This is a genomic window from Methyloversatilis sp. MC4-4, assembly GCF_049843555.1.
Taxonomy (GTDB): Bacteria; Pseudomonadota; Gammaproteobacteria; order Burkholderiales; family Rhodocyclaceae; genus Methyloversatilis; species Methyloversatilis discipulorum_B.
This window is the reverse complement of sequence record NZ_JBBHZK010000001.1, coordinates 417,582-430,147: the sequence shown is the minus strand read 5'-3', so window position 1 is coordinate 430,147 and position 12,566 is coordinate 417,582. Positions and strand designations below refer to the sequence as shown.

Below are 12,566 nucleotides of genomic sequence, written 5' to 3'. Positions count from 1 at the left end.
CGTCTGCGGGGCGCGCCAGAACAGCGTGCAGACCGTTTGCCCCGTCGTCCCACACGGACCGACTTCATGTCCCTGATCTCCTGTGCGTCCTTCGGCGCGCTTGCCCGCCGCGCCCTGCTGCTTGCCGCCTGTCTGGGTGGCACGGCGCTGGCCGGTGACCTCGGCTACGACGATCTCGCCCGCCGCTTCCAGCCGCCGCTGCACGTGCAGCCCAAGCTGGCCGACCTGCCGGTCTGGCCGATCACCAGCGAACTGGCACCGGAGGCCGGGCCGGTCGGCTATGTGTTCGAGTCGATCGATCTGGCACCGATACCCGGCTTCGAAGGCACGCCGATGAACCTGCTGGTCGCCATCGACCGCAAGGGTGGCTTCATCGACGTCGAGGTGCTGCGCCAGCACGAACCGGTCTTCCTCAGCGGTCTGGGCGAAGCGCCGCTGAAGGAATTCGTGCAGCAGTACGCCGGCCGCAATCTGAAGCAGGAAATCACCGTGTCGTCGGCCTACGGCAATACGCGCGCCGGCGGCAGCGACAGCCGCGTCGTACTGGACGGTGTGACCAAGGCGACCGCCTCGGTACGCATCGTGAACCAGACGGTGCTGGCGGCCGGTCTCGTGGTGGCGCGCGAGAAGCTCGGCTTTGCCGACCCCGGCGCGCGCGGACCGGCCGCGCGGGCGCGCGCCGACGTCTTCGACAGGCTGGATTTCGCCACGCTGGTCAAGCGCGGGCTGATCGGCCACCTGCGCGTCAGCAACGCTGAGGCCGAAAAGCTGTTCGCCGGCACCGACGGCGAAGGCGCAGACGACGTCGCGCTGGCTGAACCGGACGCCACGCTGGTCGACCTCTACGTCGGCTACCTGAATACGCCGACGGTGGGCCGCGCCGTGCTCGGCGACGCCCGTTACGCCGATCTGATGAAGAAGCTGGAGGACGGCCAGCACGCACTGTGGATCGCCAGCGCCGGCCGCATCGCGATGCTGGACGAAGGCTTCGTGCCGGGTACGCCGCCACCCAGCCTGTCGCTGACCCAGGGCGGGCTGCCGGTGGAAATGCGCGATCTGGTGTTCGAGCACCCGGCTCCTGCAGGCGCGCCGGCCTTCAATGCCTCCGGCGTGTTCCGCATCTACGCCCAGGCCGGGCTGGACCCGGCGCGGCCGATGCAGCTCACGCTGACGCTGACCCGCGCCAAGGGCATGATGCTGCCGCGCATCACGCACCAGACCGTGTCCTTCGACTACACGCCGGACGCCGATCTGTTCGTCTATCCGCCGCAGCCGCTGCCGGAGTGGCTGGTCGCCTGGCAGGGCCGGTGGCCCGACCTCGCAGCGATAGGCGTCGCGCTCGCCCTGCTCTGCATGGTGCTGGCGAAACCGGACTGGATGGCGCGCGACGCCCGGCGACTCGCGCTGTTCCGCAACGCCTTCCTGCTGTTCACGCTGGTGTTCATCGGCTGGCACGCGCAGGGCCAGCTGTCCATCGTGCAGATCACCGGCGCGATCAAGACGCTGTCAGCCGGATCGGACCTGTCGAGCTTCCTGTACGACCCGGTGTCGCTGCTGCTGATCGCTTTCACCGTCGTGAGCTTCTTCATCTGGGGTCGCGGCACCTTCTGCGGCTGGCTCTGCCCTTTCGGCGCGCTGCAGGAATTCGTCGCGATCGCGGCGCAGAAACTGCGCGTCCCGCAGATCCGGTTGCCGCGGCCGCTGGCGCGCGTGCTCGACCGCGGCCGCTACGCACTGCTGGCGGCACTGGTGCTGTCAGCCGCGCTGGCGCCGCGGCTGGCGGAAAGCATGGTCGAGGTCGAGCCATTCAAGACCGCGATCACGGTGGGCTTCGATCGCGCATGGCCCTACGTCGCGTGGGCGGTCGGGCTGCTGCTGGCGGGCGCCTTCAGCTACAAGTTCTTCTGTCGCTACCTGTGTCCGCTGGGTGCCGCGATGGCGCTGGGCGGCAAATTCAGGCGCTTCGACTGGCTCGTGCGCCGCGCCGAATGCGGCAAGCCCTGTCAGACCTGTCGCCACCGTTGCCAGTACGACGCCATCGAGCGCAGCGGCGACATCCGCTACGACGACTGTTTCCAGTGTCTGGACTGCGTTGGCATCCACGCCGACCCGCAGCGCTGCGCGCCGGTGCTGCTGTATGCGAAGAAGGGCCGCACGGTGACGCCGTTCCCCGTTCCGGTGCGGGCGGCGGACGTCACGAACTGAGCGTTCAGCCGCCCTGCTTCCAGCGCTCGGCCGCGCTGTCGTCGGATTCGCGCGCATCCACCCAGCGGCTGCCTTCCGGCGTGTCCTCGCGCTTCCAGAACGGCGCTTGGGTCTTCAGGTAATCCATGATGAATTCGCAGGCGGCGAAGGCTTCGCCGCGGTGACTGCCGGCGACGACGACCAGCACGATGCGGTCCGCCGGCTGCAGCGTGCCGACGCGGTGGATCACCCGCACGGCCAGGATGTCCCAGCGCGCCTTCGCCTGCGCGACGATGTCCTCCAGCGCCGCTTCGGTCATGCCCGGGTAGTGCTCAAGCGTCATCGCGTGCACGCCGGAACCGTCGTTCACGTCACGCACCAGACCGGTGAAGGTGGCGACCGCGCCGACGTCGGTACGGCCGGCCAGCAGCGCGTCGATTTCGGCGCCGATGTCGAAGTCGGCTTGCTGCACGCTCACGCTCATGCTCGTCTCCTCAGTGCCGACTCAGCCGCCGGTCACCGGCGGGAAGAAGGCCACCTCGTCGCCGTCGGCAACCGCGGCATCGGGCTCGGCCATGCGCTGGTTCACTGCGGCGCGCAGGTTCTTCATCTGCGCGAGCTTGTCCCAGTCGCCGCCGCGGCCGGCGATCAGCGCGCGCACCGCGGCCAGCGTGGTCGCGCTCTCGGGCAGTTCGATCGTTTCGCCGGGCGAACCCAGCGCTTCGCGCAGTGCGGCGAAATAGAGCACCTTGATCTTCATGGTTTTCAATAAAGCAGGGATTCGAAGGACAGGAAGGGCACAGTGTCGCCCCGCTTCACCACCTGGCCGGCGGTGATGTCGGCCAGCCCGCTGCCCCACACGGTGGAGGTCAGCACGCCCGAACTCTGGTTCGGAAACAGTTCCAGTCCACCGTCGGCGTTGCGGCGCACGCGCAGGAATTCGCGTCGGCGGTCGGGGCGTGGCCAGTCGAAATCGGCGCGCACCATGAAGGACTGCGGGGTGACGTCGGCCACGCCCATGCGACGCAGGATGAAGGGGCGCACCAGCAGCAGGAAGGTGACGAAGCTGGACACCGGATTGCCGGGCAGGCCGAGGAAGTCGGCATGACCGCCGTCGGCGCGCTTCACATGGCCGTGCGCCAGCGGCTTGCCCGGCTTCATCGCGATCTTCCAGCTGTCCAGCCCGCCTTCGGCAGTCAGCGCCGCCTTGATGTGGTCTTCCTCGCCGACGCCAACGCCGCCACTGGTCAGTATCAGGTCGCAGCTGGCCGCGGCTTCGCGCAGTGCGGCGCGCGTGGCGTCGAGGCGGTCGGGGACGATGCCCAGGTCCAGCACTTCGCAGCCCAGCGTTTCGCACAGCGCGCGCAGCGTGTAGCGGTTGGAGTTGTAGATGCCGCCCGGCGGCAGCGGCTCGCCCGGCATGACCAGTTCGTCGCCGGTCGAGAACAGCGCGACGCGCAGCCGCCGTACCACCGGCACGTCGGCCAGACCGATCGATGCGGCCAGCCCGACTTCCTGCGCGCGCAGTCGGGTGCCGGCAGCCAGCACGATGTCGCCTTCGCGGATGTCCTCGCCGGCGCGGCGTATCCACGCGCCGGCCTTCGGAATCTCGTCGAAACAGACACCGGCGTCGCTGGTCCGCGTCGACTCCTGCATCACGATGGCGTCGGCACCCGGCGGAACCGGCGCGCCAGTGAAGATGCGGGCACAGGTGCCGGCAGCCAGCGGCGCGCCGACGTGACCGGCCGGAATGCGCTGGCTCACTGGCAGGCAGCAGCCGGCCGCATCCAGATCGGCCAGACGCACGGCGTAGCCGTCCATGCTGGAGTTGTCGTGCGGCGGCACGGTGAGCGTCGACCGCTGGTCGGCGGCCAGCACGCGGCCGGCGGCGGCGAAGGTCGATACGGTCTCGGTATCGGATATCGGGCGCGCTGCGGACAGCAAACGATCGACCGCAGCGTCCAGCGAGAGCATTTCGTTCATCTGAATCCCTGGTGGCGAAGGATGAAGCCGGCGATGGCTTCCACGTCATTCAGGTCGAGCCGGGGCAGCGGAAGTTCCATCGGCTCGTCGGTGGCGACCGCCACCACATGCGGATTGTCCGGATACATCAGCGGCCGGCCGTAGGACGGGCGGTGGATTTCCAGCTTCGGGATCGGCGAGGCCTTGTAGCCTTCGACCAGCAGCAGATCGCAGTCGCCCATGGCAGCGATCTGCTCGTCCAGCGTCGGTTCGGGACGGCCGCGCAGCTCGTGCATGAGCACCCAGCGGTTGTTCGACACCAGCATCACTTCGGTGCAGCCGGCTTCGCGCAGGCGGTGCGAATCCTTGCCCGGCTTGTCGATGTCGAAGCCCGCGTGCGCGTGCTTGATCAGCGACACGGTCAGCCCCTCCAGCACGAAGTGAGGAATCAGCTGCTCGATCAGCGTGGTCTTGCCGGAACCGCTGTAGCCGGCAAATCCGAAAACTTTCATGGGGTGGGCGGGCGCGGGAAAAACGCGATTATCGCCCGGAAGCGGGCCGGGCTGGCGGACCACGTCCGGAAACCGGACCTCAGGAGGTCGATCTCCGGACGCCGCCGGCCGGATGGAACGGTCGTGGCGCAGACCGCTCAGCCGGCGGTTCAGCCGTTGTTGCGGATGCGGGCAACCAGTGCGGCGGTGTACTCCTTGGTGCTGGCGCGGCCGCCCAGGTCGCCGGTGCGGACGTTGTCGATGTTCAGCGTTTCCGACACCGCCTTGCGGATGCGGTCGCCCTTGTCCTGCATGTTCACGTGATCCAGCATCAGCGCGGCGGCCAGCACCAGCGCCGTCGGATTGGCGATGCCCTTGCCGGCGATGTCAGGCGCCGAGCCATGCACCGCTTCAAAAATGGCCGCATCGGCGCCAATGTTGGAACCGGGCGCCATGCCCAGGCCGCCGACCAGACCCGCAGTCAGGTCGGACAGGATGTCGCCGAACAGGTTGGTCGTGACCAGCACGTCGAACTGCCAGGGGTTCATCACCAGCTTCATGCAGCAGGCGTCGACGATGACCTGTTCGAACTGGATCCTGCCCTTGTAGCGCTCCTCGTACATCTGCTCGGCCGTTTCCAGGAAGATGCCGGTCAGCGCCTTCATGATGTTGGCCTTGTGCACCACGGTCACCTTCTTGCGACCGAGCGCGATCGCGTGTTCGAAGGCGTATTCGAGAATGTGGCGCGCGCCCTGGCGGGTGTTCACACCGGTCGACATCGCCACCGCGTGCGGGTCGCCCTCGATCGGGATGAAGTGCTCGTAGCCCATGTACAGGCCTTCGAGGTTCTCGCGGCAGACGATGAGGTCGATGTTGTCGTAGCGGCCGCCCGGGATCAGCGTCTGTGCCGGACGGATGTTGGCGTAGAGCTTGAACTCCTCGCGCAGGCGCACGTTGATCGAGCGGAAACCGCCGCCGACCGGCGTTTCCAGCGGGCCCTTCAGTGCGAGCCGGGTGCGGCGGATGCTGTCCAGCGTCTTCGCCGGCAGCGGATCGCCCTCGCTCTTCAGCGCACCCATGCCGGCAGGCATCTCTTCCCACTCGAACGGAGCCCCCACCGCGTCCAGCGCCGCCAGGGCGGCTTCCATGATTTCCGGTCCGATGCCGTCACCGGGGATCAGTGTGGCGGGGATTTTCTGCGCGCTCATTCGGGGGTCTCCTGTAATGGTTCATTGTCTCCGGACCGCGCCGCCAGGTCGGCGACGCATCCGGAAATGTCCGGCCGCTGAAGCAAGAAACCTGCCTCGGCTTCGGGTCTGCCGGCCGACCCTGTATTCATCCGGCCTGCGCCGGTTCCAGCTTGCGCCAGACCGTGGCGCCGCCGCTGGCCTTGTCGATCTCGGCCAGCACGCGTTCGTGTTCGGCCATTTCCGCCTCGCTCGCCTGCACCCGGCGCAATGCACCACGCGGGCGCGCAGCCGCGGCGGCACGCACCGCGGAGGCCTCCGGTTCGAGGTCGATGATCAGGCTCTCCTGGCCCCGGGTCATCGCCAGATAGACCTCGACCAGCAGTTCCGCGTCGAGCAGCGCGCCGTGGAATTCACGGTGCGAGTTCTCGATGCCGAAGCGCTCGCACAGCGCGTCGAGGTTGGCGCGCTTGCCCGGGAACATGTCGCGCGCCATGCGCACGGTATCGATCGCCGGCCACACGCAGGTTTCGCGCAACGGCGGCCGGCCCACGATATTCAGCTCGTTGTCGAGGAAGCCGACGTCGAAGGCTGCGTTGTGGATGACCAGTTCCGCGTCGCGCACGAAATCGACGAATTCATCGACCACGTCGCGGAACTTCGGCTTGTCGGCAAGGAATTCGGTGGTGATGCCGTGCACCGCCACCGCGCCCTCCGGCACATCGCGTTCCGGATTCACGTACATGTGCAGCCGACGGCCGGTGCGCTTGCGCCCGACCAGTTCGACGCAGCCGATTTCGATCAGCCGGTCGCCGTTCTGCCACTCCAGGCCGGTGGTTTCGGTATCGAGGATGATCTGGCGAATCATGGGGAAAGGCGGCTCCTTGAGGCGGGCCGGATTGTACCGGCCAGAACTTGCAGTTCGCTGACAGCGATCAACGACGGGCCGGGATGGCCTCGCGCGCCAGCCGATCGGCGCGTTCGTTCTCCGGGTGACCGGCGTGACCCTTCACCCACTTCCATTCGACCTGATGCACGCCGGCTGCGGCGTCGAGCGCCTTCCACAGATCGACGTTCTTGACCGGATCGCCGGCGGCTGTTTTCCAGCCCTTGCGCTTCCAGCCGTGTATCCACTCGCTGATGCCCTTCTGCACGTACTGCGAGTCGGTATAGACCACCGCGCGCACCGGTTTCTTCAGTGCGTTCAGTGCCTCGATCACCGCCATCAGTTCCATCCGGTTGTTGGTGGTCGAGGGCTCGCCGCCCGACATTTCCTTCTCGTGCGCGCCGCTCTTCAGCAGCGCACCCCAGCCGCCCGGACCCGGATTGCCGCTGCAGGCGCCGTCGGTGTAGATGATGACTTCTTCCAATGAATGCTCCGTATTCGAGGTGGAGGTGGGTCACTGCCCCGCCGCCTTGTCCTTCTGCGCGCGCGGGCTGACGGTTGCCAGCGCGCGTGCGGCCGCCCGGCGGTCGCGCCAGGTCGGCATGATGAGTCGCATGCCGCGCACGCGCTTGATGCCCTGCAGCACATAAGCGCCGCCGAGAAAGGGCCACCAGCGATCGCCGGCGGTCTCCATGAAGTGCCAGCGCGCCAGCCACTTCTCGCTGAGTACCGGCGGGCAGTAACAGCCGAAGCAGCCGGCCTGGGTGTCCAGGCTGAGCAGCTTGAACCAGTCGCGCAGCCTGGGCACCGACAGCCAGTCGCCGTTCCACGGGAAAGGGTCGCGCTCGCGCAGGCGCCGACGTGCGCCCCACAGGCTGAACGGATTGAAGCCGGTCACCAGCACCTGCCCTTCCGGTACCAGCACGCGTTCGACCTCGCGCAGCACCGCGTGCGGATCGCTGGCGAACTCGAGCACGTGCGGCAGCACGACCAGATCGACGCTGGTCGCCGCGAACGGCAACTGCACCGGATCGCAGATCAGCGCCCGCGGCGGGCCCGGCTTCGCGTCCTCGCAATAGAGCTTGAACGGCATCCGGTTGGCACGCAGGTAGTCGTGTTCCAGCAGCCCGATCTGCACCGCGTTGTAGCCGAACACGTCGGCCACGATCTGGTCGACCCGCGCGTGCTCCCAGCGCTGGACGTATTGTCCCTGCGGCGTGTCCAACCATTCGTGCAGACCGGGAATCGACATGGGCAAGAGGCGTGGGGCAGGCAGATCGCGGCCGGTGCATTGTCAACGCAGAGCCCAGCCGCCAGAATCGGGCGGATGAAGATATATCCGATCCCCGCATTTGGCGACAACTATCTTTGGCTCGCCGCCGCAGGTGACCGGGCGCTGGTGGTCGACCCGGGCGATGCCGCCCCGGTGCTGGCCGCACTCGACGAACATTCGCTGCGCCTGGACACCATCCTGATCACCCACCACCACGCCGACCACATCGGCGGCCTCGGCGAACTGAAACGGCGCACCGGAGCCCGCGTGTTCGGCCCGGCCGACGATCGCATCGAGCACATAGACGACGTGGTGCGCGAAGGATCCCGCGTCGCCCTGCCCTCGCTTGCGGCCACCTTCGCCGTGCTGGAAGTGCCCGGTCACACGCGCAGCCACATCGCCTATGTCGGCGGCGACCTGCTGTTCTGCGGCGACACGCTGTTCGCCGCCGGCTGTGGGCGGCTGTTCGAGGGCAGCGCAGAACAGATGTGGCATTCGCTGTCGCGGCTCGCCTCGCTGCCGCTGCACACGCGTGTCCATTGCGCGCACGAATACACGCAGGCCAACCTGCGCTTCGCGCTGGCGGTCGAACCGGACAATCAGGCGCTGCTGGCCCGCATCCGCCGCGTAGCGAAGCTGCGCGAGGCCGGCCTGCCGAGCGTGCCGAGCGCGCTGGCCGACGAACTGGCGACCAACCCCTTCCTGCGCGCCCGCGAGCCGGCGGTCATCCGCGCGGCGGAGGCGCACGCCGGCCGCCGACTGGGCAGCCCGGTCGAGGTGTTCGCCGTATTGCGTGAGTGGAAGAACGTGTTCTGAAAAGCCGGCCTGCGCCGGCATCAGCCGACGACGGTATCGACCTGTCTGAAACCGACGCGATCGCGCCCGCCCGACTTCGCCGCGTAGAGCGCGAGGTCGGCTTCGGCGATCAGGTTCTGCGGACCGCCGGCGCCGTTGCCGGGCATCAGGCTGGCCACACCGACACTGATCGTCACGTGGCCCGACGCCGCCGCCGCGTGCGGCAGCTGCAGCGCACGGATCGCGTCGCACAGGCCTTCGGCCACGCTGCGCGCGCCGGACAGATCGGTCTCCGGCAACACCAGCGCGAACTCCTCGCCGCCATAGCGCGCCACCAGATCGCTCGGCCGACGCGACACGGCCTGCAATGCACTGGCCACCGTCTTCAGGCACTCGTCGCCTGCCAGATGACCGTAGGTGTCGTTGTACTGCTTGAAGTGATCGACATCGACCAGCACCAGCGACAGCGGACGCTTGTAGCGGGCCGCACGGCGCCACTCGCGCAGCATCGTTTCGTCGAAATGGCGACGGTTGGACAGGCCGGTCAGGCCGTCGAGCGAGGTGAGGCGGGTCAGTTCCTGGTTGGCGGCGTCGAGCTTGCGCGTCAGCACCACCAGCGAGTAACGCATCTGCAGGATGCGCTGCATCGCACGCACCTTGGCGGCGAGCACCACTTCACTGATCGGCTTGAAAAGATAGTCGTCGCCGCCAGCGGTGATGCCCTGCACGAGATCGGTATCGGCCGTGCGCGCGGTGAGGAAGATAATGGGTGTCCATTCGCCCGACTGCTCGATGGCGCGGATGCGGCGCGCGACCTCGTAGCCGTCCATACCCGGCAGCACCACATCGAGCAGCACGATGTCCGGGTTGTGCTGGCGAAACGCTGCCACGCCGCTCTCTCCGTCGGTGGCGGCGATGGGCAGTATCCCCATCCGTTCGAGATGCTGGCTGACGACTGCAAGCCCTGTCTGGGAATCTTCGATGACCAGCGCTTTCATGGACACACCCTTTTTTTATTCGCCATCATAACCTTACAAAGCCGCAGGACAACACCGACGAACCCCGTCCGCGACGTGCGGTCAATCCGCACTCCTTCAACCCCACCCCGACAGCAAGGTTTGACGGTGCCCGCTCCGGCTGGCTAGCATTCGGGGTTTGGCTCTTTCGCCGCAATGCCGCATTTCATCGTTTCCCTGCTGCGCCGCTCGCTGCTCGTGCTGGCGGCCGCAACGCTCGCCGGCTGTGCGGCCACGGGCGTCGTGCCCGAGGAACCGGCCGAGCCCCCGGGCACCTCGGTCGGCACCCGCTCGGTCGAACGCCCGGCAGCACGTCGCACCCCGGACGCCTCCAGCCGCACGACGCCGGGCATCAAGCCGGGCAAGGCGGAGCCGATTCCCTTTCCGCAACCGACCGAAGTGATCGCCAACGAGGACGAAGCGATCAGGCCGATCGATCTCACCGTGCCGCCGGACGACCTGTGGGAACGCATCCGCAAGGGTTTCGGCATGGCTGATCTGGACCACCCGCTGGTGGCGGAGCACCAGGCCTGGTACCTCAACCGCCCCGACTACTTCCGGCGGATGACCGAGCGCGGCCGCCGCTACATGTTCCACATCGTCGAGGAAATCGAGAAGCGTGGCCTGCCGACCGAACTGGCGCTGCTGCCCATGGTGGAAAGTGCCTACAACCCGGAAGCGCTGTCGTCGGCACGTGCCTCGGGGCTCTGGCAGTTCATCCCGTCGACCGGCAAGCTCTATGGCCTCGAGCAGAACGCGCAGCGCGACGACCGTCGCGACATCGTCGCCTCGACCGCCGCCGCGCTGGAGTACCTGCAGCGTATCTACGAAATGCACGGCGACTGGCACCTGGCGCTCGCCTCGTACAACTGGGGTGAAGGCGCCGTCGGTCGCGCGGTCATGCGCAACCAGGCGGCCGGCCTGCCGACCGACTACGCCTCGCTGAACATGCCCAACGAAACGCGGCACTACGTGCCCAAGCTGCAGGCGCTGAAGAACATCATCGCCCAGCCGGAACTGTTCGGCATCGAGCTCGATACGGTCGAGAACAAGCCCTACTTCACGCTGGTGGCCGAAGCGCCGACCATGGATCTGGCCACTGCGGCGCGACTGGCCGACGTACCGGTGGCCGAGATCAAGGCGCTCAATCCGCAGCACAAGCGACCGGTCATCCGCGCCGGCGAGGGTGGCGCGCAGCTGGTGCTGCCGTCGCACGCGGTCGACACCTTCATGTCCAATCTCAGCAACCGCGACGCCGATGCCGCACCCGCAGCCGGTGCGCCGTGGCGCACCTATACGCTGGGTCCGAAGGAAACGCTGACCACCGTCATCCGCCGCTTCGGCGTGACCGAATGGCGCCTGCGCCGCTTCAACGGCCTGTCGCCGACGGCGAAGATCGGTCCGGGCACCACCCTGCTGGTGCCCGACGAGAACAGCAGCCTGTCGCTTGACGGTGCCGGCAACGCCGAAGAAGCGCCGCGCCTCGGTGTGGACAAACCGAAGTACAAGCGCGTCAAGCGGAACGGGCGCTGGGTGAACGTGCCGATCGCAACGCCGTCCGGCAACAAGGCGGTGAAACCGGCGGCACCGAAGAAAAAGGCCGCGCCCGTCGCCAAGAAAAAGGCCGTCGTCCCGGTCAAGAAGACCGCAACGAAAAAGCCTGCGGCGAAAAAATAGTGGCGTGGACCAAATGCCGGGCGGGCCGGCGCGCGTTCAGCGTGTGACGCCGGCCGACAGCAGCCGCGTCAGCTCGGCCGCCGGCACAGGCTGACAGCCCGCGGCGTTCTGACCGCACCACAGCGGAGAGAAATCGCCGCTTCCGGCCGCTTCGGCGCGCGCACGCAGCGGCGCCATCGCCGCCGTGGCGAGCGGAAACGCGGGCGCATCGGCACTGATCGGCCCCAGTTCGCGCATCGCCCGATTGACGATGCCGCGCGCCGGTCGCCCGGAAAACACAGTGGTCAGCGCGGTGTGTCGTGCCGCCTCGCTGCCCAGCGCCGCGCGATGCACGGCTGAGGTCGTCGCCTCGGGGCAGCACAGATAGGCGGTGCCGACCTGCACCGCGCTCGCCCCCAGCGCCACCGCGGCCGCCACGCCCCGGGCGTCGGCAATCCCGCCGGCGGCGATGACCGGGCGCGACACCGCGCGCACCACCTGCGGCAGCAACGCGAACGTGCCGAGCTGTTCGCTCAGATCGTCGGACAGAAAATGTCCGCGATGCCCGCCCGCCTCCAGCCCCTGCGCGATGATCGCGTCGGCGCCGTGCGCTTCGAGCCAGCGTGCTTCGGCCACCGTGGTGGCGGAGCCCAGCACGCAGGCGCCCCACGCCTTGACCCGCGCGAGCAGGTCGGCCGCCGGCAGCCCGAAGTGGAAACTGACGACCGCCGGACGGAAGGCTTCGAGCACGTCGGCCATGTCGGCACTGAAAGGCATGCGCCCCGGCCCGGCCGGCACCTGCGCCGGATCGACACCGAACTCGGCGTAGTACGGCGCGAGCGCGCTACGCCAGCGCTGCTCGCGCACCGAGTCCGGCGACGGCGGCACGTGACAGAAGAAATTGACATTGACGGGCCGATCGGTGAGCGCCTGCAGCGCGCTCAGCTGGTCGCGCAAAGCGTCCGTACCCAGCATGGCGGCCGGCAGCGAACCGAGACCACCGGCGTTCGACACGGCAGCGGCAAGCCGGTGATCCTGCACACCGGCCATCGGCGCCTGGATCAGCGGCAGGCGCAGGCCGGCGATAGCCAGACATGTCATCGTTTCCTCCTCGCG

The 12,566-nt window shown here is 68.0% G+C and carries 13 protein-coding genes; 3 read left to right on the top strand and 10 right to left on the bottom strand.

Translation table 11 applies throughout. The annotated features are described in order from the left end of the window. The first annotated feature begins 66 nt into the window (after positions 1 to 66). Entirely contained in the window at positions 67 to 2,205 is a 2,139-nt protein-coding gene (locus tag WDZ97_RS02045) for a 4Fe-4S binding protein (RefSeq protein WP_425761641.1), read from the top strand. A gap of 4 nt (positions 2,206 to 2,209) precedes the next feature. On the opposite strand, the gene moaE is transcribed toward WDZ97_RS02045, so the two are convergent. From moaE to WDZ97_RS02005, 8 genes are all read right to left on the bottom strand, one after another. Further along, a complete protein-coding gene (gene moaE, locus WDZ97_RS02040; protein WP_304002642.1) occupies positions 2,210 to 2,668 on the bottom strand; it encodes a molybdopterin synthase catalytic subunit MoaE in 459 nt (152 codons plus the stop codon). Positions 2,669 to 2,689: 21 nt separating this feature from the next. Next, complete coding sequence (gene moaD, locus WDZ97_RS02035) at positions 2,690 to 2,944, bottom strand: molybdopterin converting factor subunit 1 (RefSeq protein WP_304002640.1); 255 nt, start codon at positions 2,942 to 2,944, stop codon at positions 2,690 to 2,692. Positions 2,945 to 2,949: 5 nt separating this feature from the next. Then, positions 2,950 to 4,167: a molybdopterin molybdotransferase MoeA gene (glp, locus tag WDZ97_RS02030; protein ID WP_304002637.1), complete on the bottom strand. Its 1,218-nt coding sequence runs from the start codon at positions 4,165 to 4,167 to the stop codon at positions 2,950 to 2,952. Further along, on the bottom strand, positions 4,164 to 4,658 hold the full coding sequence (gene mobB / locus WDZ97_RS02025) for a molybdopterin-guanine dinucleotide biosynthesis protein B (protein ID WP_304002635.1): 495 nt from the start codon (positions 4,656 to 4,658) through the stop codon (positions 4,164 to 4,166). The genes glp and mobB overlap by 4 nt, the downstream gene beginning before the upstream one ends. Before the next feature lie 149 nt (positions 4,659 to 4,807). After that, a complete protein-coding gene (locus WDZ97_RS02020; protein WP_304002632.1) occupies positions 4,808 to 5,845 on the bottom strand; it encodes an isocitrate/isopropylmalate family dehydrogenase in 1,038 nt (345 codons plus the stop codon). Positions 5,846 to 5,972: 127 nt separating this feature from the next. Beyond that, positions 5,973 to 6,692 (bottom strand): DNA polymerase III subunit epsilon, encoded by a 720-nt coding sequence (dnaQ, locus tag WDZ97_RS02015; protein ID WP_304002630.1) that lies wholly within the window; start codon positions 6,690 to 6,692, stop codon positions 5,973 to 5,975. Positions 6,693 to 6,759: 67 nt separating this feature from the next. Then, complete coding sequence (gene rnhA / locus WDZ97_RS02010; protein ID WP_304002628.1) at positions 6,760 to 7,194, bottom strand: ribonuclease HI; 435 nt, start codon at positions 7,192 to 7,194, stop codon at positions 6,760 to 6,762. A 30-nt stretch (positions 7,195 to 7,224) separates the two neighbouring features. Beyond that, positions 7,225 to 7,962 (bottom strand): class I SAM-dependent methyltransferase, encoded by a 738-nt coding sequence (locus WDZ97_RS02005; protein ID WP_304002625.1) that lies wholly within the window; start codon positions 7,960 to 7,962, stop codon positions 7,225 to 7,227. A 75-nt stretch (positions 7,963 to 8,037) separates the two neighbouring features. On the opposite strand from WDZ97_RS02005, the gene gloB reads away from it, so the two are divergent. Beyond that, positions 8,038 to 8,799: a hydroxyacylglutathione hydrolase gene (gene gloB / locus WDZ97_RS02000; protein WP_425761640.1), complete on the top strand. Its 762-nt coding sequence runs from the start codon at positions 8,038 to 8,040 to the stop codon at positions 8,797 to 8,799. Positions 8,800 to 8,819: 20 nt separating this feature from the next. Here gloB and WDZ97_RS01995 read toward each other — a convergent pair whose 3' ends face one another. Next, a complete protein-coding gene (locus WDZ97_RS01995; RefSeq protein WP_425761639.1) occupies positions 8,820 to 9,776 on the bottom strand; it encodes a GGDEF domain-containing response regulator in 957 nt (318 codons plus the stop codon). A gap of 174 nt (positions 9,777 to 9,950) precedes the next feature. Here WDZ97_RS01995 and WDZ97_RS01990 point away from each other — a divergent pair, with 174 nt between their 5' ends. Next, positions 9,951 to 11,471, top strand: a complete 1,521-nt coding sequence (locus WDZ97_RS01990) for a transglycosylase SLT domain-containing protein (protein WP_425761638.1) — start codon at positions 9,951 to 9,953, stop codon at positions 11,469 to 11,471. A gap of 36 nt (positions 11,472 to 11,507) precedes the next feature. Here the strand turns inward: WDZ97_RS01990 and WDZ97_RS01985 are convergent, their stop codons facing one another. After that, positions 11,508 to 12,551, bottom strand: coding sequence for an NAD(P)H-dependent flavin oxidoreductase (locus WDZ97_RS01985; protein ID WP_425761637.1), 1,044 nt, complete (start codon positions 12,549 to 12,551; stop codon positions 11,508 to 11,510). Positions 12,552 to 12,566 lie beyond the last annotated feature (15 nt).